The organism is Streptomyces sp. NBC_00223, from assembly GCF_036199905.1.
Taxonomy (GTDB): Bacteria; Actinomycetota; Actinomycetes; order Streptomycetales; family Streptomycetaceae; genus Actinacidiphila.
Window position 1 is genome coordinate 4,610,166 of the sequence record NZ_CP108109.1, and the last position, 24,894, is coordinate 4,635,059.

The following is a 24,894-nucleotide window of genomic DNA, read 5'->3' on the forward strand; positions in this document are numbered from 1 at the left end:
CACGGCCCCGGCCCCCCTGGAGGGGCCGGGGCCTTCGCCCTGCGGTGGCACCGCCATGCAGCACCGCACGGCGGTCTGTCATCCGAAGCGGCCGGAGATGTAATCCTCGGTGGCCTGCACGGACGGGTTCGCGAAGATGCGCTCGGTGTCGTCGATCTCGATGAGCTTGCCGGGCTTGCCGACCGCCGCCAGGTTGAAGAAGGCGGTACGGTCCGACACGCGCGCGGCCTGCTGCATGTTGTGGGTGACGATCACGATGGTGAACCGGGTCTTCAGCTCGCCGATCAGGTCCTCGATCGCGAGCGTGGAGATCGGGTCCAGCGCGGAGCACGGCTCGTCCATCAGCAGCACCTGCGGCTCGACCGCGATCGCGCGGGCGATGCACAGCCGCTGCTGCTGACCGCCGGACAGGCCCGAGCCGGGCTTGTTGAGGCGGTCCTTGACCTCGTTCCAGAGGTTGGCGCCCTTGAGGGACTTCTCGACGATCACGTCGAGTTCGCTCTTCCTGCGCACACCGTTGAGCCGCAGGCCGGCCGCCACGTTGTCGTAGATCGACATGGTGGGGAACGGGTTCGGCCGCTGGAAGACCATGCCGACCGTACGGCGGACGGTCACCGGGTCGACCCCGGAGCCGTACAGGTTCTCGTCGTCGAGCAGTACCTTGCCCTCGACCCGGCCGCCGGGGGTGACCTCGTGCATCCGGTTCAGGGTGCGCAGGAAGGTGGACTTGCCGCAGCCGGAGGGGCCGATGAAGGCGGTCACCGAGCGGGGTTCGACGGTCATCGAGATGTCGTCGATCGCTTTGTGGTCGCCGTAGAAGGCGGACAGGCCGCTGACGTCTATTCGCTTGGCCATGGGGATCACTTCTCTTCTGCTGACGGCCTCGTCAGCGGCTCGACTTGGGCGCCTTCCAGCGGGCGATGCCGCGGGCCGCGAGGTTGAGGATCATCACGAAGGCGATCAGGACCAGGGCCGCGCCCCAGGCGCGGTCGAACGAAGCGCTGTTGCCGTCGCCGTACTGCTGGTAGATGTAGAACGGCAGCGACGACTGCGGGTCCTTGAAGGGGTTCGTGTTGATCTTGGGGCTGCCGAAGACCAGCAGCGCGATCGGCGCGGTCTCGCCCGCGATGCGGGAGACGGCGAGCATCACACCGGTGGTGATGCCGCCGATCGCGGTGGGGACGACCACCTTGAGGATCGTGCGCCACTTCGGGATGCCCAGGGCCAGGGAGGCTTCGCGCAGCTCGTTGGGGACGAGCTTGAGCATTTCCTCGGTGGAGCGGACCACGACCGGCAGCATCAGGATCGCCAGGGCGAGCGCGCCGGCGATGCCCGAGCGCGGGGCCGCGTCGGTGAGCACGAACCAGACCGACAGGATGAACAGACCGGCCACGATCGACGGGACGCCGGTCATGACGTCGACGAAGAAGGTGACCGCCTTGGCCAGCGGGCCCCGGCCGTACTCGACCAGGTAGATCGCGGTGAGGATGCCCAGCGGCGCGGCGATCAGGGTGGCGATGCCGACCTGTTCCAGGGTGCCGATGATGGCGTGGTAGACGCCGCCGCCGGGCTGGATGGTCAGCACGTTGTTCATCGAGTGGGTGAGGAAGGTGCCGTCGATGACCTTCGCGCCCTTGCCGACCGTGGTCTCGATCAGCGAGTAGAGCGGCACGACGGCGAGGATGAAGCTGGACCAGACGAGGCTGGTGGCCACCCGGTCCTTGGCCTGACGGCGGCCCTCGACCCGGGCGGTGATCACGTACGAGCCGCCGACGAAGAGCGCGAGGGCGATCAGGCCCCACTGGATGTGGCTGTCGAGGCCGGCGCCCGCGCCGATGGCGGCGGCCGCCACGATCGAGCCCCCGGCGACGGCCGGCGAGGTCCAGCGCGGCAGCCTGCGGGTGGCCAGCAGCGGGAGGGCCGGGGCGGCGGAGGGCGCCGCGTCCATCACGGTGTCGGTCATGCGTCGGCCCCCGAGTACTCCTTGCGGCGGGCGATGATCAGCCGGGCGGCGCCGTTGACCAGCAGGGTGATGAAGAAGAGCACCAGGCCGGAGGCGATCAGCGCGTCACGGCCGAATTCGTCGGCCTCGCCGAATTTCGCGACGATGTTCTGCGAGAAGGTGCCGCCCAGCGGGTCCAGGATGTGCGCGGACAGCTGCGGCGAGGCGGACAGCACGGTGGCCACCGCCATCGTCTCGCCGAGCGCGCGGCCCAGGCCCAGCATGGAGGCGCTGATGATGCCGGAGCGGGCGAAGGGCAGCACCGACAGCCGGATCACCTCCCAGCGGGTCGCGCCGAGCGCGATCGCGGCCTCCTCGTGCATCCGGGGCACCTGCCGGATCACCTCGCGGCTCACATTCGTGATGATCGGCAGGACCATGATCGCCAGCAGGATGCCGACGGTGAACAGCGAGCGGGCCGCGGAGTTCGGGTCCTCCTTGTGGAAGATCACCGTCCAGCCGAAGTAGGTGCTGAGCCACAGATTGAGGCCCTGGAGGTGCGGTACGAGGAAGAGCGCGCCCCACAGGCCGTAGATGATGCTGGGCACGGCGGCGAGCAGGTCGATCACGTACGCGACGGGGCCGCCGAGGCGGCGCGGGGCGTAGTGGGTGATGAACAGGGCGATGCCGACCGCGATCGGGACCGCGATGGCCATCGCGATGATCGAGCTGACGACCGTGCCGTACGCCAGGACCGCGACACCGAAGACCGGTGGGTTCAGACTGGCGTTCCACTCGAAGGTGGTCAGGAAGTTGCCGTGGTCCTTGGAGATCGCGCTGACCGCGCGGACGGTGAGGAAGACCGCGATGGCGGCCATGACCACGAGGAGGAGGATGCCCGAGCCACGGGAAAGACCGGAGAAGATCCGGTCGCCCGGCCGGGTCACGGTCCGTGCCCGGTCCGGTGGTGCGGTGGGGGGTGGTGCGGTGGTTGTCATGAGATTTCTCCGGTCTGGGGTGGGGGAGCCCCGGCTCCCCCGGCGGCGGTGCACCGGATGTGCGGGGGTCCCGCGGCCCTCTCCCGGGCCGCGGGACCCCCGCTTCGATCAGGACAGGGCGGAGACGGTGGCCCGGACCTTCGTGGCGATCTCGGTCGGCAGCGGCGCGTAGCCCGCGGCCGTGAGCTGGGACTGGCCGTCCTCGCTCGCGATGTAGTTCAGGAAGGACTTGGTCAGCGGCAGGGTGTCGGCCTTGTTGCCCTTGTCGCAGGCGATCTCGTACGTCACCAGGACGATCGGGTACGCGTTGTCCGCCTTGGTGACGTACGCGCCGCTCAGGTCGAGCGAGAGGTCGGCGCCGGTGCCGACGACCTTCGCGGAGGCGATGCCCGCGGAGGCGTTGTCGGAGGTGGCCTCGACCGGCTGCGCCGCACCCGTCGCGATCTTGACGGTGCTGATGTCGCTCGCGGAGGCGTAGGACAGCTCGAAGTAGCCGATGGAGCCGGAGGTCTGCTTGACCAGGCCGGCCACGCCCGCGGACTTGGCGGCGGCCTGGCCGCCCTTGCCCGCCCACGCCTTGGCGTGCTCGTACGGCCAGTCGGCCGGGGCGGCGCCCTTGAGGTACTTGGTCAGGTTGTCCGTGGTGCCGGACTCGTCCTGGCGGTGGACCGACTGGATCTTGGTGCTGGGCAGCTTGGCGCCCGGGTTGAGCTTCTTGATCGCGGCGTCGTTCCAGGTGGTGATCTTCGAGTTGAAGATCTTCGCCAGGGTGGGCGCGTCCAGGACGAGGTTGTCGACGCCCGGGAGGTTGTAGCCGATCGCGATCGGGCCGCCGACCATCGGGATGCTGATGCCCTGGCCGTTGGTGCAGACCTTCTGGGAGGCGGTGACCTCTTCGGGCTTCAGCGGGGAGTCGGAGCCGGCGAAGGCGTCCGTGCCCTGGTTGAAGTCGACGATGCCCTCACCGGAGGACGACGTCTTGTAGTTGATCGTGGCACCGGCGCACGCCTCCTGGTAGTTCTTCACCCAGGACTCGATGGCGTTCTGCTGGGCGGAGGAGCCGGAGGCCAGTATCTGGCCCTTCTCACAGGAGATGCCGGAAGCGTTGGTGTCGGTGCTGCCCGTGCTGGACTGGGCGCTGCTGCCGCTGGCGCTCGGGGTGGCGTTGCTGTCGCTGTTGTCGTCCGAACCGCAGGCGGTCAGGACCAGCGCGCCGGTAATCGCGACCGCGCCGACGGTCAGGGCCCGCAGCCCGCTCTTACGCTGAAGCTTCACCTTCGTGTGTTCCTTCCGATTGCCCGCCGTGGTTCGGCGAACGAGACGCTCGGCGGCGTGATGCGCGCCGGTAAGGCCGAAATTAGGCAGATGAGATGAAGGGCCCGGCGGGGCGGGGTGAACGAGGGGTGAACCTCCCCCGTCGGTGTGGTGTCGCCTGCGGCGGGCTGCGCTTTGGCTGGTGTCCTGCGGACGATTTCAGCGGGTTCGGCGGGTTGGGCACCGCCGGGCTGCGCCGTTCCGCGTCCCGCCGCGGCGGCGGGGAAGGGATTGCGGCTCGGTCCGCAGCCTGGGCTCCGGAGGCCGGGGGCCTTGCGCCTGGCGGCGGGCACTGTCCTGCGGACAGCTTCGGCGGGTTGGCACCGCCGGGCTGCGCCGTTCCGCGTCCCGCCGCGGCGGCGGGAAGAATTTGCGGGTCACCGCGCCGTGCATCGGTGTCGGCGGGTTGGCACCGCCGGGGTGCGTTGTTTCGCGTTCCGGCGCGGGGGCGGGAAGAATTTGCGGGTCACCGCGCAGGGCCCAGGTGTCGGCGGGTTGGGCACCGCCGGGCTGCGTCGTCCCGCGTCCCGCCGCGGCGGCGGGGGAAGGGGTCGTTATGGGGTCAGGGTGAGGAGGAGGGCCGGGATGAGGGGGCGGTCGCGGTCGTGGGTGAGGCGGTGGCGCGCGGAGACCGGCGGCAGCCAGATCATCCGGTCGACCTCGCGGTTGGCCGCGAAAACCCCGCCCACGGCCTCGGCCGCCCAGTAGCGGACCTCCTTGGCCCGCCCCTCCACCCAGTACCGCGTCAGGCCCAGCGCGGCGCCCAGCGCGCACTCCAGCCCGGTCTCCTCCCGGGTCTCCCGCACCGCCGCCGCCGCGAACTCCTCGTCCCGCTTGAGCTTCCCCTTGGGCAGGCTCCAGTCGTCGTAGCGCGGCCGGTGGATCAGCGCGATCTCGACGCCGCCGCCCCCGTACGGCGAGCGACGCCACAGGACCGTGCCCGCCGCGCGGACCGTCGTCGTACCACCGCTGACGTGCGTCATTCGGACCCCCTCGGCTGCCACAGCCGGGAGAAGGCGAAGCGGGCGGCCTCGACCTCGTGCCGCTGGTCGGCGTGCAGCACGCCCAGCGCGTAGGCGGTCGCGGGGGCGATCCGCGGGGTGCGGGCCGCCGCGGCGACCGCGGAGGCGGACTCCGCGGCCTCGTGGTGGCGTTGCAGCAGTACGGCCGCCTCACCGAGCATCCGCTGCTCGCCGTGGCCGCCGGCCCCCGGCACCTCCGCGGCGTAACGGCTCAGCCGCAGCAGTATGCGGACCTGGTGCCAGGGCGCGTCCTGGAGGTCCGCGGACAGCTCGGCGCCCAGCGACGCCTGTACGGCCCGCGAGTTGTACGGGTGCCCTGCCCGGTGCAGCGGCAGCGCGGCGGCGGCCTCGGCCAGGCGGGCGTGCGCCTGCGCGGCCAGCGGCGGCAGTACGGCGGCGGCCGGTTCCGCGGCGGACGCGGTCAGCGGCACCTCGGAGGCCAGGACGGCGAGCGCGTCGGCCAGCCCGTGGAAGCGGGAGGAGCCCATCGCCTGGAGCGTCGCCGAGTGCGCCCGGGTCCGGACGAGGGTCAGCTGCCGTTCGAGCAGCGCGGCGGCCCGCCCGGCCCCGATCGCGAGCGGCGCCTCTGCGGCGTCGGCGGCCGACAGCCGGCGCAGCGCGTCGAGCAGCCGCCCGAGCCGCGCCACGTACTGCGGCTCGCGGCCCAGCGTGGCCGACAGCCAGCCCAGTTCGCCGCGCAGGCCCTCGGCCCAGGCCGGCTCGGTCAGGGGCGCGTAGGTGTGCAGTACGCCCGCGATGCGCTGGGCGCTGCGCCGCAGCAGGGTGTCGGCGTCGGCCTCCTCGTCGCCGCGCAGGCCGAGCCCGCGCAGGAAGGCGGTGGCCTGGGCCTGGAGGTAGTACGTGAGCGCCGCCCCGGCGGTCACACCTCCGGGTACGGGGAGGTCGCCGGCGGCCGGGACGTCCCTGGCCGCCGGAATGCTTCCGGTGGCCGGGGCGCCGACGGGTGCGGGCGGCCGCACGGGATCACGTTGCTGCTGACGGGCCACGCCGGCGCCTCCGGGCGTCGATGAGCATCTCCTGGACGTTGACCAGCGGCCGGCCCTCGGGATCGGTGCTGTGCCGGGTCCAGTTGCCGTCGGCCGCCAGGTGCCAGGAGGCCGTGGCGTCGGACATTCCGGTCTCCAGAAGGCGGTTGAGGGTGGCGCGCTGGGTCGGGTCGGTGACCCGTACCAGCGCCTCGATCCGGCGGTCGAGGTTGCGGTGCATCATGTCGGCGCTGCCCAGCCACACCTCGGGCTCACCGCCGTTGCCGAAGATGAACACCCGCGAGTGTTCGAGGAAGCGGCCGAGCACACTGCGGACCCGGATGTTCTCGGAGAGCCCTTCCACACCGGGCCGCAGCGCGCAGATCCCGCGCACCCAGACGTCGACCGGCACACCGGCCTGCGAGGCGCGGTAGAGCGCGTCGATGATCACCTCGTCCACGATCGAGTTGACCTTGAGCCGGACGTACGCGGGCCGTCCGGCCCGGTGGTGGTCGATCTCGGCGACGATCCGCTGGATCAGCCCGTCGCGCAGGCTGCGCGGGGCGACCAGCAGCCGGTTGTACGCCTCGCGCCGGGAGTAGCCGGACAGCCGGTTGAACAGGTGCGAGAGATCCGCGCCGACCTGCGGGTCGACGGTCAGCAGGCCGAGGTCCTCGTAGAGCCGGGCCGTCTTGGGGTGGTAGTTGCCGGTGCCGACGTGGCTGTAGCGGCGCAGCGTGTCGCCCTCCTGGCGGACCACGAGGGAGAGCTTGCAGTGCGTCTTGAGGCCGACCAGTCCGTACACCACATGGCAGCCGGCCTCCTCCAGCTTGCGGGCCCACTTGATGTTGGCCTGCTCGTCGAAGCGGGCCTTGATCTCGACCAGGACCAGCACCTGCTTGCCCGCCTCGGCGGCGTCTATCAGCGCGTCCACGATCGGTGAGTCGCCCGAGGTGCGGTAGAGCGTCTGCTTGATGGCCAGCACGTCCGGGTCGGCGGCGGCCTGGTCCAGGAACGCCTGCACGGACGTGGAGAACGAGTCGTACGGGTGGTGCAGCAGTACGTCCCGCTCGCGCATCGCCGCGAAGATGTCCGGGGGCGAGGCGGACTCGACCTCGGCCAGGTCCCGGTGGGTGCCGGCCACGTAAGGGCGGTACTTCAGCTCCTCGCGGTCCAGGCCCGCGATGGCGAACAGACCGGTCAGGTCCAGTGGGCCGGGCAGCGGGTAGACCTCGGTGTCCTTCATCTTCAGCTCGTGGACGAGGAGGTCCAGCACGCGCGGCGCGATGGACTCCTCGACCTCCAGCCGTACCGGCGGCCCGAAGCGGCGGCGCATCAGCTCCTTCTCCAGCGCCTGGAGCAGATTCTCGGCGTCGTCCTCCTCGACCTCCAGGTCCTCGTTGCGGGTGACCCGGAACATGTGGTGGTCGAGCACTTCCATCCCGGGGAACAGCTCGTCAAGGTGCGCGGCGATCACGTCCTCAAGCGGCACGTACCGCTGCGGGCCGGCCTCCAGGAAGCGGGACAGGATCGGCGGCACCTTGACCCGTGCGAAGTGCTCGTGCCCGGAGACCGGGTTCCGTACGACGACGGCCAGATTCAGCGACAGGCCGGAGATGTACGGGAAGGGGTGCGCGGGGTCGACGGCCAGCGGGGTCAGCACCGGGAAGATCTGCTGCCGGAACAGCGTCGCCAGCCGCGCCTGCTCCTTGCCGGTCAGCTCCGCCCAGCGGATGACGTGGATGCCCTCGTCGGCGAGCTGCGGGGCCACGTCGTTCTGGAAGCAGGCGGCGTGCCGGGCCATGAGTTCGCGGGACCGGGTCAGTATCAGGTCCAGTACGTCCCGCGGCTGGAGGCCGGAGGCGGCGCGGGTGGCCACGCCGGTGGCCATCCGGCGTTTGAGGCCCGCGACGCGGACCATGAAGAACTCGTCCAGGTTGCTGGCGAATATCGCCAGGAAATTCGCCCGTTCGAGGAGCGGGGTCGTAGGGTCCTCGGCGAGTTCGAGCACCCGCTCGTTGAACGCCAGCCAACTGCGTTCACGGTCGAGGAAGCGGCCCTGGGGCAGCTCCTCGCCGAACTCCTCGCTGGCCGCGTCCAGGCCCGGCGGTTCCGGTTCCAGGTCGGGCACGACCCGCGGGCGGAAGGTGCCGTCGGTGCTGTCGCCGGGCCCCAGCAGGGGCTGGGACGGCACACTCGGGTGATTCGTCTGGGCCATGGTCTACGAGCCCTCCTCCGGTCGCGGCGCACATGCCCGGCGGGCGGCCCTCTTGAGGCGGCTGTCAGCCGTCACTCCATTGTCCCGTCTGCGCGGGGATTCCGGCAGGTCGGGCGGGGGAGTGGAGGTCGGGGCGGGGTGCGGCACTCCGCGATCCTCGCAAGGCCGATTGAACCGGGGGTGACAACGGGATGGACGCGAGGATTCGCTCGTGCGGCGTGCCCGCGCCCGGCGGCGCGGGGTGGTTCCCGCCCGCATCACCCGTGCGGGGCGAGTCGGATTTCGGCTCTCCGTCCTCCGGCGGGGTGACCCGCTGTCGGCGGCTTCCCCTTGTACGGGCGGGTCGGCGGGAGAACGCCTAGCTCTCCGTGCGGAACATGAGGTCCACCTCGTACGTGCTGAACCCCAGCCCCTCGTACACCGCGACAGCGGCCGCGTTGTCCGCGTCCACATACAGCATCGCGTTCCGTATGCCCCGCTCCCGCGCCAGGTAACGCAGGCCGATCGCGGTGAGCGCTTTGCCCAGGCCGCCGCCCTGCGCGCCGGGGGCGATGCCGACGACGTAGACCTCGCCGGCGCCCTCGTCCTCGTGCACCTTCGTCCAGTGGAACCCGGCCAGTGCGGAGCCGCGGAAGGCCAGGAAGAAGCCCTCGGGGTCGAACCACGGCTCGGCCTTGCGGTCGTCCAGATCACTCTGCGTGAGGCCGCCCTGCTCGGGGTGGTGGGCGAAGGCCGCCGCGTTGACCGCGAGCCACGCCGCGTCGTCCTGGCCGGGCACGAAGGTCCTCACGGTCACGCCCTCGGGCAGCACCGGCTCCGGCAGGCCCGCCGGCTCGGGGTCGAGCGGCCGCCGCAGCTGCCGCAGCTCGCGGAAGAGCTTGAGGCCCAGCTGCACCGCGAGGTGCCGGGCCGCCGGGTGTCCGCCGTGCGCCCAGACCCGCAGCCGCTTGCCGGTGGCCGTCAGCAGCGCCTCGCCGAGCGCCCTGCCGTGCCCGTACGAACGGTGTTCGGGGTGCACCACGAACTCCGCCGAGGGCGCCTCGACCGGGTCGGAGCCGTCGATCTGACCGTAGCCGGTCAGCAGCTCTGAACCGTCGGGGTCGCTGTCGCGGCCGGGCGTCCAGAGCAGCAGATGCCGTACGCCCGCCCGGCCCCCCCGCCGCAGGTGCAGCCTGCCCTGCTCGGACACCGCGGGCTGGCCGTCGGCCGTCGCAGCCGTCCCGATCAGGCCGAGCACCGCCTCGGCGGTCTCCGCGCTCAGTTCGCCCAGTTCCTCGATGCGCCGCTCGCTCATGCCGAAATCGTACGGGTCCGCCCGGCCGCGGTGGGAGCGGTCGCCCTACGCGGTGTCGGGACGAGTACGGCGGACAGGCACGCGGTGAGAGCGGCGAGCGCGAAGCCGGGCCAGTACGCGGTGGCCGAGATGATCGCGGCCATGACCGGCGGGACGGCGGCCGCGGTGAGGTTCTGGCCGGTGTTGTGGACGCCGAGGGCCCGCCCGGACCACGCCGGACCCGCGTACTCGGCGGTGGAGGTGAAGGACAGCCCGTTGGTGCTCGAGGTGATCGCGATGGCGGCCACCAGCAGCACCGGGGTGAGCGGCGAGGGGAAGGCGGTGCTCAGGGTCGTCGCGGCGACCACGGCCGCGGTGACCACGGCGAGCTGACGCATGGGCCGCAGCCGGTTGCCGACCCGGTCGGACCAGCGGCCGACCAGAATACGGGACAGCGCGCCCATCCCTTGGGCGACGGCGATCAGCTGTCCGGCGTGCACGGGCGACCAGCCGCGTACGTCGACCAGCAGCACCAGCGCGAACGCACCCGCGGTGAACTGCGGGATCACCAGCAGCGCGGCCGAGCCGTGGATGCGCCACAGCAGGCGCGAGCCGCGGTACGGGTTCGGCGCGGGCTCGGCGGCGGCCTTGGCCGGGCGGGCCGGGTCGGCGGCGAAGACCGCGATCAGTACGGCGATCACACCGCAGATCACGGCGAGGAAGCCGATGGCGCCGGGCAGACCGTGCGCGTCGGCGAGCGGCGGCATGGCCAGCGCGGCCAGGCCCATGCCCAGCGGGGTCGAGGTCTGGCGGATGCCCATCGCGAGGCCGCGTTCCCCGGCGGAGAACCAGCCCATCACCAGGCGGCCGCTGGCCGAGTAGACGGAGGCGCCGGCCGCGCCCGCCGTGATCAGCAGCAGGCCCAGGGCGACCATGCCGTGGGCGGCCCAGGCGGCGCCCGCGAGGGCGGCGGCCGCCGCGCCCAGGCCGAGGGCGATCACCACGCGCTCGCCCCAGCGGTCGGCGGCGGCTCCCCAGGCGTAGAGGGCGACCACGAGCCCGGCGGCGGGACAGGCGACGAGCAGGCCGACCTGGGTGAGGCTGAGATGCTGGTGGCCGCGCAGGGTGTCGGCGAGGTACGGGATTCCGTACACGAAGGCGCAGGCGGCCGTTTGGGCCGCGGTGCCCAGGGCCAGCATCAGCCAGCGGCGCATGGGGCACCTCCTTGGGTAGGTGGTGCGTCCAACTATGAGGCCACGCCGAGGGGTGAGACAGTCTGTTTCGCATGGTGGGACGGCTGACCCGCCGGCCCGCGCGGGAAGACCGGGCTCGCCACCGTCGACCGCGGCCCCGGACTCAGGAAGCCGGCGGCTCCTCCGGCGGGCCCTCCGGCGGAGCCGTCGCCGCCCCCGGAAGCCGCAGCGCGGCCAGCGTGCCGCCGCCGGGCGCCGGGGAGAGCGAGACCTCGCCCCCGGCCTGCTGGACCGTACGGGCCACGATGGACAGACCGAGACCGCTGCCGGGCAGCGACCGCGCGGACGGCGACCGCCAGAACCGCTCGAAGACGTGCGGCAGTTCCTCCGTCGCGATACCGGGCCCGTGGTCCCGTACGGTCAGCTGCCCGCCGCGCAGCCGCACCTCGATCTCGCCGCCGGGCGGGCTGAACTTCACCGCGTTGTCCATCAGGTTGACGATCGCCCGCTCCAGCGCCGACGCCTCGCCCCGCACGAACCAGGGCGTCACGTCCGCCACGATCTTCAGATCGGGGCCGCGCAGCCGGGCCCGCCGCAGGGCGGTCTCGGTGACCTCGTGCAGCGCCACGACCTGGAGGGTCGGTGTCGCGTCGGGCCGGGAGAGCTCCTGCAGATCGCCGATCAGCGCGGCCAGTTCGGTCATCTGGGCCTTCACCGAGGCCAGCAGCTCCGCGCGGTCCTCCGGCGGGATCGCCCGGCCGGTGGCCTCGCTGCGTTCCAGCAGCTCGATGTTGGTGCGCAGCGAGGTCAGCGGGGTGCGCAACTCGTGCCCCGCGTCCGCGATCAGCTGCTGCTGCCGGTCCCTGGAGGAGGCGAGCGCGGCCGTCATCGCGTTGAACGACTCGCTCAGCCGGGCGATCTCGTCCTCCCCGGCCACCGGGATGCGGACGTTCAGATCCTCGGTGCGGGTGATGTGCTCGACGGTCTCGGTGAGCGCGTCCACGGGCCGCAGGCCGGTACGGGCGATCCACATGCCCGCGCTCGCCGCGCCGACGACACCGATCCCGGCGACGGCCAGCAGCACCCAGGCCAGGGTGGTGAGGGTCTTGTCGATCTCGGTCAGCGGCCGGGAGACCATCACGGCCAGATCGGTGGGCCGGGTGATGCCGGGGCCCTGGACCACGATCTGCTGGGTGTAGACGCGTACGGACTGGCCGGTGACGGTCGTCGCGTTGTGGGTGGCCGCCTTCCGCTGGCCGAGGGCCACCTGGGTGTCGACGGTCTGCACCTTGACCGGCACCGAGTTCTGCGCGACGCACCGGGAGCCGTTGGACTTGACCACCTGGTAGCCGGTGTCGGAGCTGGGGGCGTCGTCGTTGCCCACGCCCGGGCCGTTCTCGTCGCAGCTGTTGACCAGGGAGTTGAGGAAGATCTGCGGGACCCGGGTGCCGTGCAGGGTCGCGTCGAGCTGCCGGCCCAGCTGGTCCCGGGTGATCAGCCAGCAGGCCAGCGCCGCCGCCGCGACCGCGATGGTGACCGCCACGGCGGTCAGCAGGGTCAGCCGGGTGCGCAGGGGGAGCGTGCTCACGCGTGCCCGCCGTCCGGGGCGCGCAGTACGTACCCGACCCCCCGGACCGTGTGCACGACCCGGGGCATGCCGCCCGCCTCGGTCTTGCGGCGCAGGTACATCACGTACACGTCCAGGGAGTTGGACGACGGCTCGAAGTCGAAGCCCCACACGGACTTGAGGATCTGCTCGCGGGTGAGGACCTGGCGGGGGTGGGCGAGGAAGAGCTCCAGCAGGGTGTACTCGGTGCGGGTGAGTTCGACCGGGCGGCCGGCCCGGGTGACCTCGCGGGTGGTGGTGTCCATCCGCAGGTCGGCGAAGGCCAGGGTGTGGTGGGTGTCCTCGCCCTGGCCGGGGTGGGAGGCGTAGTGGCTGCGGCGCAGCAGGGCCCGCAGCCGGGCGAGGAGTTCGTCGAGCTCGAAGGGCTTGACGAGGTAGTCGTCGGCGCCCGCGTCGAGCCCGGTGACGCGGTCGCCGACGGTGTCGCGCGCGGTGAGCATGAGGATCGGCGTCATCACCCCGGTGGCGCGCAGCCGCCGTGCGGTGGTGAGCCCGTCCATGCGCGGCATGAGGACGTCGAGCACGATGGCGTCGGGCCGGTACGTCTCGGCCTGCTCCAGGGCGCCGATGCCGTCGGCCGCCAGCGCGGTGTCGTATCCCTCGAAGGCCAGGCTGCGGCGCAGCGCCTCCCGTACGGCGGGCTCGTCGTCCACGATCAGGATGCGAGCGGGGGCCTCGCCGCTGTCGCCGGGGCTCATGGTGTCGGGTACCTCTGCGGGTCGTCGGGGGTTCGGGTCTGTCTCTCAGCGTCGCACGGTGGCGGTGCGGGGCGCCGCAACCGCCGGAGCCTAGTTGCCGCCACCGGCCCGCAGGTGCGCGAGGTCGGCCTTGACGGTGTTGATCGGGATCGCGAATCCGAGGCCGACGCTGCCGGCGCTCGACGAGCCGCCCGAGGACGAGGAGTCGGCGTACATCGCCGAGTTGATGCCCACGATCTGGCCGCTCATGTTGATCAGGGCGCCGCCGGAGTTGCCCGGGTTGAGCGAGGCGTCGGTCTGGATCGCCTTGTACGTGGTGGTGGAGTTGCCGGTGCTGCCGTTGTACTGGTTGCCGCCGAAGGAGAACGGCCACTGGTCACCGCCACCACCGCCGTAGCCGCCGCCGTACTGCTGCTGTTGCTGCTGGCCCTGGCTCTCGTCGGTGGAGACCGTCACATCGCGGTTGAGCGCGGAGACGATGCCGCTGGTGACCGTGCCGGCCAGGCCCTCGGGGGAGCCGATGGCCACGACCTGGTCGCCGACGACCAGCCTGGAAGAGTCGCCGAGGGTCACCGCGGGCAGGCCACTGGCGCCCTGGACCTTGATCAGCGCGAGGTCCTTGGCCGGGTCGGTGCCGACCACCGACGCGGTGGCGGTCTTGCCGTTGCTGTAGCGCACGGACACGGAGTCCGCGCCCGCGATGACGTGGTTGTTGGTGACGATCTGCCCGTTGGCGGTGATGATGATGCCGGCGCCGGTGGACTTGCCGCTGTTGGAGGTCGCGTTGATCTCGACCACGCTGGGGCTGACCGCCTTGGCCACGCCCGCGATGCTGCCGTCGACCGAGCTGGCGTTGATCGCGCTGGCCGTGGCGACGCTGCCGGAGTGGTCGGTTCCGTTGCCGATCAGGGCGCCCGCGCCGCCGCCGATCACACCGGCCGCGACGGCCACGGCCGCGAGCAGGGCGACCGGTCCGCGGGCCTTGCGCCGCGCGTGCGGGGCGGGGCCGGCGGCGAGCGCCGCGTAGCCGGGCCCGGCCGGGGGCGGCGGGAAGGCGGGCGGCGGCGGGTAGTCGCCGTAGGTGCCGGCGGGGTCGCCGCACGCGGGGAGGTCGGCGGACGCGGGGAAGTCGGTGGACGTGCCGGCGTCACCGGCGGGCGCGCTCTCGTGGAGCGGTGCCTCGTAGCCTTCGGGGCCCGGGGTCGCGGCCGGTTCGGGGGCCGGGACTCGCGGGCCGAAGTAGAGCGGAAGCGACGGGTCGTGCGGGTACTGGGGTTCGCCGCCGTTGCGGCTGCTCTCGGTCATGTCTATGACTGTGTGCCCGGATCATGAGAGCCGCCTGAGCACACGCTGAGAAGCCCGACAGAAGCAGGTATGCCCCATGTAAGGAAGATCGCCGGGAGCCGCCCCCCAGGGGCGGGAAAGCCGTACCGCACCCGCCCCCGTGACCCGCCGGAAGCCCCGCTCGCGTCAGTTCCGAAACACCGTCAGAAACCGTTCACCGGACGGTCCGCGGGCGTGAGCCGACGCCTCACCGGACGCCGTTCGGAAACGATCCCGGACGGCTCAGGAGTGGCACCCGCAGGAGTTCCGCACCACCAGCCGGGACGGGAACGTGCGCAGCCGCTCCCGGCGCGAACCCGGTACCCGCAGCGAGTCGTCGAGCACCGCGTCCACCGCCGCCCTGGCCATCGCCTGCCGGTCGGAGGCGACCGTGGTCAGCGGCGGGTCGGAGAGCCCGGCCTCCTTCACGTCGTCGAAGCCGGCCACCGCCAGCTCCCCCGGCACGTCGAGCCGCAGTTCTCGGGCGGCCCGCAGGACGCCGATCGCCTGGTCGTCGGTCGCGCAGAAGATGGCCGGCGGCCGGTCGGGGCCCGCGAGCAGCTTGAGCGCGACCTGGTAGGCGTCGTAACGGTTGTAGGGGGCGTGGAAGAGCCGCCCCTCCGTGGACTTCCCGGCCTCCTGCATGGCCCGCTGCCAGCCGACCACGTGGTCGGTGACCGGGTCGCCGACCACCGGGGTGGTCTCGGTGCCGCCGAGGCAGGCGACGTACGGGTGGCCGTGCTCCAGCAGATGCCGGGTGGCGAGCTGGGCGCCGCCGATGTCATCGGTGACGACCGCGATGTCGTCGATGCCCTCGGGGCGTTCCTGGAGCAGCACCACCCGGGCGTCCCACGCCTCGATCTCGGCGGCGGCGTTCTCGCTGGTGCCCTGGCTGATCAGGATCAGCCCGGAGACGCGCATGCCGAGGAAGGCCCGCAGATAGTGCACCTCGCGCTCGTCGAGGTAGTCGGAGTTGCCGACCAGCACCATCTTTCCGCGCTCGGCGGCGGCCTGTTCGACCGCGTGCGCCATCTCCGCGAAGAACGGCTGGCGCGCGTCGGGCACGATCAGGCCGATCAGGTCGGTACGGCGGCTGGCCATCGCCTGAGCGACCCGGTCGGGCCGGTAGCCGAGCTGCTTGATGGCCGCGAGCACTCGCTCGCGGGTGGCCGGGGCTACCGGCCGGGGTCCGTTGTTGATGACGTAGCTGACGACCGCGGTCGAGGTCCCCGCCAGTCTCGCCACGTCGTCACGCGTCACCTTGGGCACGTCGCGCAGTCTACGCGTGTCTAAACGCTCGTCACATAGATCGTCATACGGTCTGTTCGGCAGATTTGCGACGAGTGGTCGGTTCACTGCCTGTTCGGTCGGCCGGACGCTCGCCCCGGCCCTGCGCCGCCTCGCTCCTGGCGGCCTCCTCGGCGGCCCGCTCGACCTTCTCCGGAGTCACGAACCGATAACCGACATTGCGTACCGTACCGATCAGCGACTCGTGCTCCACGCCGAGCTTGGCCCGCAGCCGCCGGACGTGCACATCCACCGTGCGGGTGCCGCCGAAGTAGTCGTAGCCCCACACCTCCTGGAGGAGCTGGGCGCGGGTGAAGACCCTGCCCGGGTGCTGCGCGAGGTACTTGAGCAGCTCGAACTCCTTGAAGGTCAGGTCGAGCACCCGGCCCTTGAGCTTCGCGCTGTACGTGGCCTCGTCGACCGACAGGTCGCCGTTGCGGATCTCCATCGGACTGTCCTCGGTGGTGATCTGCTGGCGTCCGGTCGCCAGTCGCAGCCGGGCCTCGACCTCGGCGGGCCCCGCGGTGTCGAGCAGCACGTCGTCGATTCCCCAGTCCGCGGTCACCGCGGCGAGCCCGCCCTCGGTGACCACCAGCAGCAGCGGGCACCCGGGCCCGGTGGAACGCAGCAGTTGGCACAGGCTGCGCACCTGCGGCAGATCGCGCCTGCCGTCGATCAGGATGACATCGGCGCCGGGGGTGTCCACCAGGGCAGGGCCCTCGGCGGGCGCCACACGCACGCTGTGCAGCAGCAGCCCCAGCGCGGGCAGTACCTCGGTGGACGGCTGGAGGGCGTTGGTCAGAAGCAGGAGAGAACTCACCGGACGCTCCCGTCGACGTGGGTCTGCGCGGGACAGCGCACCGCGCGCTTGCTGATCGGGTCGAGCTGGTCGAGCTGGCTCAAAGTGAACCCCTCCTCGGTCCGTGCGAGGACGACGTACCGTGTGCCGGAAAGCACGAAAGGACCTGGAGGCGACATTGCCCAGGTCCTGTTCCAAGGAAGAATAGCCCACATGGACAGCCCTGCCGAGACCGATGACACACGTATGCGTGTCACGCCGATCACTTCGAGTGGTCACCGCGCGGTGTTGTTGACGTCCGACGGGGTGCCGATCGAGGCCGAGCACCGCCCGGCCGAGGGCGGGTCCGACCGGACGGCGATCGTGCTGGCCCACGGCTTCACGGGCGCGCTGGAGCGGCCCGCGGTGCGGCGCGCGGCGGAGACCTTCCGCCGCTTCGGCGGTGTGGTGACCTTCTCCTTCCGCGGCCACGGCCGCTCCGGCGGCCGGTCCACGGTCGGTGACCTGGAAATCCTCGACTTGGACGCGGCCGTTCGGTGGGCGCGGCGGCTGGGGTACGCCCGGGTGGCCACGGTCGGCTTCTCGATGGGCGGCTCGGTGGTGCTGCGGCACGCCGGGGCGGCGGGCGGCGGACGTCCGCCGCGACCCGGGGCCGGGGACACGTCCCCGGCGGAGGCGGTCGACGCCGTGGTCGCGGTCAGCTCTCCCGCGCGCTGGTACTACCGGGGGACCGCGCCCATGCGGCGGCTGCACTGGGTGGTGACCCGGCCGACCGGGCGGCTGGTCTCCCGGCTGGGCCTGCGCACCCGTATCGACCCCGAGGAGTGGGACCCGGTGCCGCCCTCGCCGGTCGAGTCCGTGCCGTACATCGCGCCCACCCCGCTGCTGATCGTGCACGGCGACCGGGACACGTACTTCCCGCTCGACCATCCGCGCTCGCTGGCCGCCGCGGCGGGGGAGGGCAACGCGGAGCTGTGGATCGAGCGCGGCTTCGGCCACGCGGAGAACGCGGCCGAGCCCGCGCTGCTGGGCCGGATCGGCGACTGGCTGACCGCCCGTGTTCCCGCCCGGTGACGCGGACGGGCCATGATGGACGCCGGCACGGCGTGCGCCGAAGGACGCGAGGCGCACGGCGTGAGCACACAAGACACATGAGACATGCGTACGACGCGATGACGAGGGACGGAGCGGAGCGCGATGGCTGCACCCCACCCGGCCACGGGCCCGGCGGGCACGATCCGCTACTGGGCGGCCGCGAAGGCCGCCGCGGGCACGGCGGAGGAGCCGTACCGGGCGGCGAACCTCGCCGACGCCCTCGCCGCCGCCCGTGCCCGTCACGCCCGTGAACCGGAGTTCGCCCGCGTCCTGCTGCGCTGCTCCTTCCTGATCGACGGCGACCCCGTCGGCACCCGCGACCACACCGCGGTCCCTCTGCCCGACGGCGGCACGGTGGAGGTCCTCCCACCGTTCGCGGGAGGATGAACATGACGAACCACGAAGACTTCGCCTCCGGCGCCGGTGAGGAGTACGGCTCGGCCCCCGGCCACCCGCCGAGGGACGCGGACCGGGAGCAGGGCCCCCTCCCGGGCGGCGCCCGCCGCTCCCACCGCGGCGCGAGCGAGGCGGCCCCCGGCTACCCGGCGTACGACCAGGCGCCCGGCTACGGTGAGGGGCCCGGCCACAGGCCCGGCCACCCGGCGGCCGGCCCGTACGGTCAGGCCCCCGGCGGGCCCGGCGGGGGCTCCCACCGCGGCAGGGCCGAGACGACCCCCGGCCCCACCCCGGCCCCGGACGGCCCCTACGCCGACCCGCGGCGGGCATACGGGATCGATCAGGGCGGGCAGCAGTCCGGCGACTATGTCTACGGCGCTCCCTACGACGACGGCGCCTACCGCCCCGAGCCGCCCGGGAACCACGGCGAGCACTTGCCCCGGACGTACGGCGAGCACCCTCCTGGCGCGCCCGGCGGTTACGGCGACCCGCTGCCCGGAGCCGTCGGCGGCTACGGCGGCCCGTCCGACGCCCAGGCGTGGGGGCACTCGTCCGCCCAGGACCCGTACGCGCCCCCGGTGCCCTCCGGGGACGGCTGGAGCCCGGCGCCGGCCGCCGCCCACCCGTGGGCCGCGCAGCCCGACCACGCGTACGAGGCCCAGCAGGCCCAGCCCCGGGCGTATGAGCACACGGCCCTGCCGCAGACGCAGGACCACACCGCCCTGCCGCAGTCCTACGAGCACACCGCCCTGCTGCCCGTGCTGGAGGAGTTCCGGGACGTCAGGGAAGCCGAGGCGTCCGGGCCCGAGGCCGGGACGCCGCAGCCCGCCCCCGCTCCCCGGACCGGCTCGCCGATCATCCCGCCGGGCATCCAGCCCGCGGCCCTCACCGCCGCCCTCGGGCTGCTGCTGGCGGGCGGCGCCGCGGTCGGCAAGCCCGGTCTCGCCGTGATCCTGGTGGTGCTTGAGGCCGTCACCGCCGCCGGGTGGTTCCGGCTCAACGGTATGTGGCCCGCCCGGCAGGGCATCGTGCTGGCCTTCCTCGCCGGGGTGACCGCCGACATCGCCCTGCTCGCCGCGGACGGCTCCCACGGGCCCGCCGTACTGCTCGGCACGCTCGGTGTGTGGCTGCTGCTGGTCCTCGTGCTCCAGCTGCGCCACCACGGCTCGGCCGACGAACGGCTCTCCTCGCTGACCGCGACCTCCGCGTCCACCCTGCTCACCGTGGTCGCCGCGGGCTATCTCGCCACGGCGACCTCGCACGCGGGCAGCGACCCGGTGGCGGTCGGCGTGATCGCGGTCGCGGCCGCCACGGTGGTCCGCGCCCTGCGGCTGCCCGGCGGCGGAGGCTTCTCGGTGGTGCTGTCACTGCTGGCGGCGGGCGCCAGCGGCTATCTGACCGGAGGGGCCACCGACTTCGGCTCGTTCGACGGGGTGCTGCTCGCCCTGGCCGCCGGGCTGTGCGCGGTGATCGGCCTGCGGGTCGCCAGTTACGACTTCCCGTCCCGCTTCGTGCACTTCACCGCGGGCGTGGCGCTGCCGCTGACCGCGGCGGCGCCGATCGTCTACATCCTGGGCACGGCCCTGAACTGAGCGAACCCGGTGCCCGGCCCGGGGAACGCCATCGGACAGCGCGGACAGCGCGGTCGGACAACGGCCCGGACAACGGATCGGCCGGGCCGGGAACCGTGGCGCCCCCGCCACCCGTCAGGGCTGGGGGGATGTCGAACGTGGAACGAGCGGGGAGTGCGGGCGCATGCGAGTGGCGCGGATAGTCCTGATCGTCGTGGTGATCCTCGGCGGTCTCTTCGTCGCGGCCGACCGGATCGCGGTGTCGGTGGCCGAGAAGAAGGTCGCCGAGCGGGCCCAGGCCACCGAGGGCCTGACGGTGAAGCCGAAGGTGTCGATCGAGGGCTTTCCGTTCCTCACCCAGGCCCTTTCCGGCAAGCTGGACGACGTGAAGATCTCCGCGAACGACATCGCGGCGGGCGACGGCGGGCAGCAGGTGCGCGTCGACAGCTTCCACGCCGATCTGCACGGCGTGAAGCTCTCCGACAACTACCACCGGGCGGTCGCCGACAACGCCGACGGGCTGGCGTTCCTCACCTACGAGGACCTGACCAAGGCCGCGCCCGACGGCATCAAGGTCTCCTACGCGGGCACGGCCGCCAACGGCAAGCCGCTGGTGAAGCTCTCCGGCGAGATCCTGAGCGCGCGGCTGAGCGTGCTGAGCCAGGTCACCGTGCGTGGGCCGGACACGATCGGGCTGCGCGCGCAGTCGATCCCCAAGGCGTTCACCGAGCTGGGCCTGGAGAACGACGTGCGGCAGAAGATCGACTTCACCCTCCAGCTCTCGCACATGCCGGCGAACATCTCGCTCACCTCGGTGACGGCCACGCCGGACGGCATATCCGTGGCCGCCGCGGGCAGAAATGTGGTTCTCGCCAACTGAGACGGCCCTGTCCGTACCGTAAGTCGCCGTGGTCCCCGGATGCGTTCGGGAGGCCCGCGGGCGCTGGAACACGGCCTCGATCGCATGTCCGTATCATTATACGGACAATCTTGTCTCGGTATGTGAAACAGCGGTGACACTCACCCGTTCATTTCCCTACGATCGGGACCATGACGCGACAGGCGGATCTCACGAAGCGGCGGGCAGTAGACCTGTGCCGCGTCGCCGCCATGCTCTGTCGCGCGACCTAGGGGCGGCAGCGTCCCCTGTGCCGATGCGGGCCCCGGGCCCCCGGCGCCGCCTGCCCGCCCCCGCCGTACCGGCACTTCCCGCGCACTGTTGCGCACTCGCGCAACACCGCGCCACCGCACATCCGTACTGCCCCGGAGGAGAACAGCATGAGCCGCAGTGACGTCCTGGTCGACGCCGACTGGGTCGAGGCCCACATCGACGACCCCAACGTGGTCATCGTGGAGGTGGACGAGGACACCTCGGCCTACGAGAAGAACCACATCAAGAACGCCGTCCGTATCGACTGGAAGACCGACCTCCAGGACCCGGTCCGCCGTGACTTCGTGGACCAGGCCGGCTTCGAGGCGCTGCTGTCCGCCAAGGGCATCGGCAACGACCACACCGTCGTGCTCTACGGCGGCAACAACAACTGGTTCGCCTCCTACGCGTACTGGTACTTCAAGCTCTACGGCCACGACGCCGTGAAGCTCCTCGACGGCGGCCGCAAGAAGTGGGAGCTGGACTCCCGCGACCTGGTCGTGGCCGTCCCCGAGCGCGCGGCCACCGAGTACAAGGCCAAGGCGCAGAACAACGCGATCCGCGCCTACCGCGACGACGTGGTCGCCGCGATCGGCAACCTGAACCTGGTCGACGTCCGTTCGCCCGACGAGTTCTCCGGCAAGCTGCTCGCCCCGGCGCACCTCCCGCAGGAGCAGTCGCAGCGCCCCGGCCACGTGCCCTCCGCGCGCAACATCCCGTGGTCGAAGAACGCCAACGACGACGGCACCTTCAAGTCCGACGAGGAGCTCACCGAGCTCTACGCGGCGGAGCAGGTCGACCTGGCGAAGGACACCATCGCCTACTGCCGTATCGGCGAGCGCTCCGCGCTCACCTGGTTCGTGCTGCACGAGCTGCTCGGCCAGCCGAACGTCAAGAACTACGACGGCTCGTGGACCGAGTACGGCTCGCTCGTCGGCGTCCCGATCGAGCTCGGCGCCAACTGAACCAGGAAGGTAGACACCCCATGTGTGGAGCGAAGGCCGGCGGGCCCGACCTGGCAGGAATCAATGTGGCGACCGAGACGATCATCCAGGGTTCGGTGACCCGGGACGGTGAGCCGGTCAGCGGCTACGTACGGCTGCTCGACGGCGGCGGCGAGTTCACCGCCGAGGTGCCCACCTCGGCGACCGGACAGTTCCGCTTCTTCGCGGCGCCGGGCACCTGGACGCTGCGCGCCCTCGTCCCGGGCGCCACGGTGGACCGTACGGTCGTGGCCCAGCAGGGCGCCGCGGCCGAGGTGGCCATCGCGGTCTGAGGCCGTCGGCCCCGGCCCACGGATGACGGAGGGCCGCACCCCGCGCAAGGGGGTGCGGCCCTCCGTGCCGTCCGGGGCCGGGCTTGTTGTCGGGCCCTCGCGTGGTGTCCGCGGAACCGTCCGTGCTGTTCCGGTATCGGCCGGGCGGACGTACCTTGGAACTGTGTACGCACGCCGACGTCACTGGTACTTCGCCATGATGGGCACTTGCGTAGTGCTCTTCGTCCTGGCGTGGGCGGTCGTGCGTATTTGGTCGGTTCCGGCCGCCATCGGCATGTGTCTGGTGGCGATGGTGATCCCGCCGGTCGCCGCGATCGTGGCGAACCGGCGCGGCCCCGAGGACCGCTGGTGGGACGAACAGCGCGATCCCCCGGACGACACGGAAACGAAACCCCCGCACGGCAGGGCCACCAGAAGCCGGGAGCGGCACTCCGCCCGGTCGGCCAAGTCCGGGAGGCCCCACCGATTGGGGAAGGCGAGCGCCTTCAACAGTTGCGGGGACCCGGAGTCCGACGCCTGGTGGGCGGAACTGGACGGCGGGAGCCGCCAGGACCGCCGAGAGTAGGCGGCGGACGCCCGGCGCTCAGTAGACGAGGGCCTGGACGCCCTCCGGCATGATCTCGCTGACGAAGAGCTGAGCGCCCGCGATCCGCACCCCGTCGATGACATCCTTCTCCGTGATGTCGCGGCGGGCCGCGCACTGGGTGCACAGGGTGACCCGGCCGCCCGCGAGGACCGCCGCCAGCAGATCGGGCAGCGGCGCGGAGTGCGGCAGTTCGAACTCGGCCGCCCGTTCCGGCAGCGCGAACCACGCGGACTCGCCGGTCAGCCAGAGCGAGACCTCGACCCCGCTGGCCACCGCGACCGCGGCCACCGTGAACGCCTGCGAGCACCGCTCGGGTGCGTCGGCCCCCGCCGTCACCTTGATCACAAGCTTCTTCGCCATGGACAGCAGCCTAAGGGGCCGCTGTGGTGGTGATATAAAACAGATCCGCGTGCATGGCACGCACGTACTTTTATGTGCCCGGGGGGGGCTCAGTTGGGAATCGACGACGGCGGACGCCGGCGTGGTCGGCTGCTCTCCGCCGCGGCCGGTCCGGTCGCGCTGGTGGCCGTGGCGGTCGGGGCGGTGGCCGCGTGCGGTGGCTCGTCCCCGGGGGCTCCGGACGCCTCGGCGACGGCCTCCCGCACTGGCACGTCCGCGGGCTCCGAGGCGTCCCCCGCACCTTCCGACGAAGCAGCCGAGGCGTCCCCGTCCGCCGGGGCCGACCGGCACGTCACCGGCCAGGTCAAGCACGGTGTGCACAGCGGTGACCTGCGCTTCTTCCTGGTGCCCGCGCCCGCGGAAGCCGATGTGTCCGGCGAACCGGCCGGCTCCCCGCTCTCCGCCGACGACATTGCCGCGCAGTCCCCCGACCAGGCCGCGGCCAAGCGCTCCCTCACGGCGTACGGCTTCCGGGCCGGCGCCTACCGTACGTATCTGACCGCCGACGGTGTCTCCGAGGTCACCGTCCGGCTGGTCCGGTTCGCCGGGCCGGACCAGGCCGCCGGCTACTACTCCGCACAGTCCTACCAAGGCGCCACGATCGCGCTCGACGGGAGCTTCCCGGCCCGCGCGTACAACATGGCGTCCGGCTCCGCCGAGTCCACGGACACCCTGCTGGCCACCTCGTACCAGGGCGATGTGCACATCACCATCACGGTGACCGGCGGCAGGACCCCGTCCAGTGCGCTGCTGGAGCACCTGCTCGACGCCCAGTACCAGCGGCTGAGCACGGGTCGCTGACCCCCTCCCACCCCGTGGAGTGACCCCTTGTCTCACGACACCCCTGATCCGGAACCGGAGCGCGAGCCGGTCCCTGAGCCCGCGGTGGAACCGGTTCCCACCGCTGTTTCGGCTCCTGCGGAGCCCGGGGCAGAGGCCGTACCGGCCGACGCGCCCACGCCCGCGCTCGTACCGGACGCCGATGCCGCAGCCGTACCCGTGCCCGCCGACGCGCCCCCGCTGCCCTCGTACAAGCCGCGACGGCGGGGACGTACGACGCTGTTGATCGCGAGCGCCGCGGTGCTCGGGGTGCTGGCGGGCGGCGGGCTCGGCTACCGCGTCCAGCAGAACCGCGAGCCGACTCCGCTGCCGCCGCTGATCGGCCCGATGCTCGCCCAGCCCAAGGGTGTGGGCCCGGAGCCCGCGCGGCCGGCCGGGCAGGACCGCGACGTGGTCTACCAGGCCAATCTGTTGAAACTGCTCATGCCCACCCCCAAGGGCGCCAAGGAGCAGTTCCACGACTGGATGTCGCTGAGCGACTACGCGGACAGCTACAACGGCACCGACTACATGTTCCGCACCTTCGCGACCAACGACTACCAGCGCGGGGTCCGCGCGGAGTGGACGGACCCGCACAAGGCGTACGTCATCGTCAGCCTCACCCAGTTCCGGGACGAGGCCGCGCCCTACGCCCCGGAATTCTTCATCGAACAGCAGGAACTCGCGGACGACGACCCGGAGGACGGCCCGAGCCACGCGGTCCCGGGCGTGTCGAGCGGCTACGTTTGGGGCTCGGCCAAGGCGCACAAGGAAGCCGGCTATCTGCCTGAATACGAGGCTCGCGGCCTGGCCCAGATCGGCAACATCTACGTCGAGGTGTTTGTGAACTCGCCGCACCCGGTGCCGTACTCGACCGTCATGTCCGTGATGAAGAAGCAACTGGAGCGGCTGTGACCGACGA

The 24,894-nt window shown here is 72.1% G+C and carries 26 protein-coding genes; 10 read left to right on the forward strand and 16 right to left on the reverse strand.

What is annotated here, in order from left to right; all coding sequences use genetic code 11:
* Positions 1-78 precede the first annotated feature (78 nt).
* The 15 genes from pstB to OHA30_RS19510 form a co-directional block, all read right to left on the reverse strand.
* Positions 79-855: a phosphate ABC transporter ATP-binding protein PstB gene (gene pstB / locus OHA30_RS19440; protein ID WP_328915132.1), complete on the reverse strand. Its 777-nt coding sequence runs from the start codon at positions 853-855 to the stop codon at positions 79-81.
* 31 nt (positions 856-886) lie between these two features.
* Positions 887-1,963, reverse strand: a complete 1,077-nt coding sequence (gene pstA / locus OHA30_RS19445) for a phosphate ABC transporter permease PstA (protein ID WP_405785545.1) — start codon at positions 1,961-1,963, stop codon at positions 887-889.
* The gene (pstC, locus tag OHA30_RS19450) at positions 1,960-2,940 is read right to left on the reverse strand and encodes a phosphate ABC transporter permease subunit PstC (protein WP_328915133.1); all 981 of its coding nucleotides are present in this window, start codon (positions 2,938-2,940) and stop codon (positions 1,960-1,962) included. Before pstC ends, pstA begins: the two co-directional genes overlap by 4 nt.
* Positions 2,941-3,048: 108 nt before the next feature.
* Positions 3,049-4,215, reverse strand: a complete 1,167-nt coding sequence (pstS, locus tag OHA30_RS19455; RefSeq protein ID WP_328915134.1) for a phosphate ABC transporter substrate-binding protein PstS — start codon at positions 4,213-4,215, stop codon at positions 3,049-3,051.
* A gap of 593 nt (positions 4,216-4,808) precedes the next feature.
* On the reverse strand, positions 4,809-5,237 hold the full coding sequence (locus OHA30_RS19460) for an NUDIX hydrolase (RefSeq protein WP_328915135.1): 429 nt from the start codon (positions 5,235-5,237) through the stop codon (positions 4,809-4,811).
* On the reverse strand, positions 5,234-6,256 hold the full coding sequence (locus OHA30_RS19465) for a CHAD domain-containing protein (protein ID WP_405785544.1): 1,023 nt from the start codon (positions 6,254-6,256) through the stop codon (positions 5,234-5,236). Before OHA30_RS19465 ends, OHA30_RS19460 begins: the two co-directional genes overlap by 4 nt.
* Before the next feature lie 4 nt (positions 6,257-6,260).
* A complete protein-coding gene (locus tag OHA30_RS19470; RefSeq protein ID WP_328915136.1) occupies positions 6,261-8,480 on the reverse strand; it encodes an RNA degradosome polyphosphate kinase in 2,220 nt (739 codons plus the stop codon).
* 358 nt (positions 8,481-8,838) lie between these two features.
* A complete protein-coding gene (mshD, locus tag OHA30_RS19475) occupies positions 8,839-9,774 on the reverse strand; it encodes a mycothiol synthase (protein ID WP_328915137.1) in 936 nt (311 codons plus the stop codon).
* On the reverse strand, positions 9,771-10,967 hold the full coding sequence (locus OHA30_RS19480) for an MFS transporter (RefSeq protein ID WP_328915138.1): 1,197 nt from the start codon (positions 10,965-10,967) through the stop codon (positions 9,771-9,773). The genes mshD and OHA30_RS19480 overlap by 4 nt, the downstream gene beginning before the upstream one ends.
* A 142-nt stretch (positions 10,968-11,109) precedes the next feature.
* Positions 11,110-12,534: a sensor histidine kinase gene (locus OHA30_RS19485; protein WP_328915139.1), complete on the reverse strand. Its 1,425-nt coding sequence runs from the start codon at positions 12,532-12,534 to the stop codon at positions 11,110-11,112.
* A complete protein-coding gene (locus OHA30_RS19490) occupies positions 12,531-13,271 on the reverse strand; it encodes a response regulator transcription factor (protein ID WP_328915140.1) in 741 nt (246 codons plus the stop codon). The genes OHA30_RS19485 and OHA30_RS19490 overlap by 4 nt, the downstream gene beginning before the upstream one ends.
* 90 nt (positions 13,272-13,361) lie before the next feature.
* On the reverse strand, positions 13,362-14,576 hold the full coding sequence (locus OHA30_RS19495; RefSeq protein WP_328915141.1) for a S1C family serine protease: 1,215 nt from the start codon (positions 14,574-14,576) through the stop codon (positions 13,362-13,364).
* Positions 14,577-14,837: 261 nt separating this feature from the next.
* Positions 14,838-15,863 carry a LacI family DNA-binding transcriptional regulator gene (locus OHA30_RS19500; RefSeq protein ID WP_328915142.1) on the reverse strand — a complete coding sequence of 342 codons (1,026 nt, stop codon included), beginning with the start codon at positions 15,861-15,863 and terminating at the stop codon, positions 14,838-14,840.
* A 43-nt stretch (positions 15,864-15,906) separates the two neighbouring features.
* Positions 15,907-16,701: a response regulator transcription factor gene (locus OHA30_RS19505; protein WP_328915143.1), complete on the reverse strand. Its 795-nt coding sequence runs from the start codon at positions 16,699-16,701 to the stop codon at positions 15,907-15,909.
* Positions 16,698-16,838, reverse strand: a complete 141-nt coding sequence (locus OHA30_RS19510; RefSeq protein WP_328915144.1) for a hypothetical protein — start codon at positions 16,836-16,838, stop codon at positions 16,698-16,700. Before OHA30_RS19510 ends, OHA30_RS19505 begins: the two co-directional genes overlap by 4 nt.
* A gap of 55 nt (positions 16,839-16,893) precedes the next feature.
* Between OHA30_RS19510 and OHA30_RS19515 the strand changes: the two genes are divergently transcribed.
* From OHA30_RS19515 to OHA30_RS19545, 8 genes are all read left to right on the forward strand, one after another.
* On the forward strand, positions 16,894-17,754 hold the full coding sequence (locus OHA30_RS19515; RefSeq protein WP_405785543.1) for an alpha/beta hydrolase: 861 nt from the start codon (positions 16,894-16,896) through the stop codon (positions 17,752-17,754).
* 123 nt (positions 17,755-17,877) lie between these two features.
* Positions 17,878-18,162, forward strand: coding sequence for a MoaD/ThiS family protein (locus OHA30_RS19520; protein ID WP_328915145.1), 285 nt, complete (start codon positions 17,878-17,880; stop codon positions 18,160-18,162).
* A 2-nt stretch (positions 18,163-18,164) separates the two neighbouring features.
* Entirely contained in the window at positions 18,165-19,763 is a 1,599-nt protein-coding gene (locus OHA30_RS19525; protein WP_328915146.1) for a hypothetical protein, read from the forward strand.
* Positions 19,764-19,926: 163 nt separating this feature from the next.
* A complete protein-coding gene (locus OHA30_RS19530) occupies positions 19,927-20,622 on the forward strand; it encodes an LmeA family phospholipid-binding protein (RefSeq protein WP_328915147.1) in 696 nt (231 codons plus the stop codon).
* Positions 20,623-20,792: 170 nt separating this feature from the next.
* A complete protein-coding gene (locus OHA30_RS34040) occupies positions 20,793-20,873 on the forward strand; it encodes a putative leader peptide (protein ID WP_405786077.1) in 81 nt (26 codons plus the stop codon).
* Positions 20,874-21,020: 147 nt separating this feature from the next.
* The gene (locus tag OHA30_RS19535; protein ID WP_328915148.1) at positions 21,021-21,857 is read left to right on the forward strand and encodes a sulfurtransferase; all 837 of its coding nucleotides are present in this window, start codon (positions 21,021-21,023) and stop codon (positions 21,855-21,857) included.
* A gap of 20 nt (positions 21,858-21,877) precedes the next feature.
* Positions 21,878-22,168 carry a DUF1416 domain-containing protein gene (locus OHA30_RS19540; protein WP_328915149.1) on the forward strand — a complete coding sequence of 97 codons (291 nt, stop codon included), beginning with the start codon at positions 21,878-21,880 and terminating at the stop codon, positions 22,166-22,168.
* A 163-nt stretch (positions 22,169-22,331) separates the two neighbouring features.
* Positions 22,332-22,733, forward strand: a complete 402-nt coding sequence (locus OHA30_RS19545) for a DUF3099 domain-containing protein (RefSeq protein ID WP_328915150.1) — start codon at positions 22,332-22,334, stop codon at positions 22,731-22,733.
* Positions 22,734-22,751: 18 nt separating this feature from the next.
* On the opposite strand, the gene OHA30_RS19550 is transcribed toward OHA30_RS19545, so the two are convergent.
* Positions 22,752-23,114, reverse strand: a complete 363-nt coding sequence (locus OHA30_RS19550) for a DsrE family protein (RefSeq protein ID WP_328915151.1) — start codon at positions 23,112-23,114, stop codon at positions 22,752-22,754.
* Positions 23,115-23,207: 93 nt separating this feature from the next.
* Between OHA30_RS19550 and OHA30_RS19555 the strand changes: the two genes are divergently transcribed.
* Complete coding sequence (locus OHA30_RS19555; RefSeq protein WP_328915152.1) at positions 23,208-23,954, forward strand: hypothetical protein; 747 nt, start codon at positions 23,208-23,210, stop codon at positions 23,952-23,954.
* Between the two features lie 27 nt (positions 23,955-23,981).
* Positions 23,982-24,887: a hypothetical protein gene (locus OHA30_RS19560; protein ID WP_328915153.1), complete on the forward strand. Its 906-nt coding sequence runs from the start codon at positions 23,982-23,984 to the stop codon at positions 24,885-24,887.
* The last annotated feature ends 7 nt before the right edge of the window (positions 24,888-24,894 follow it).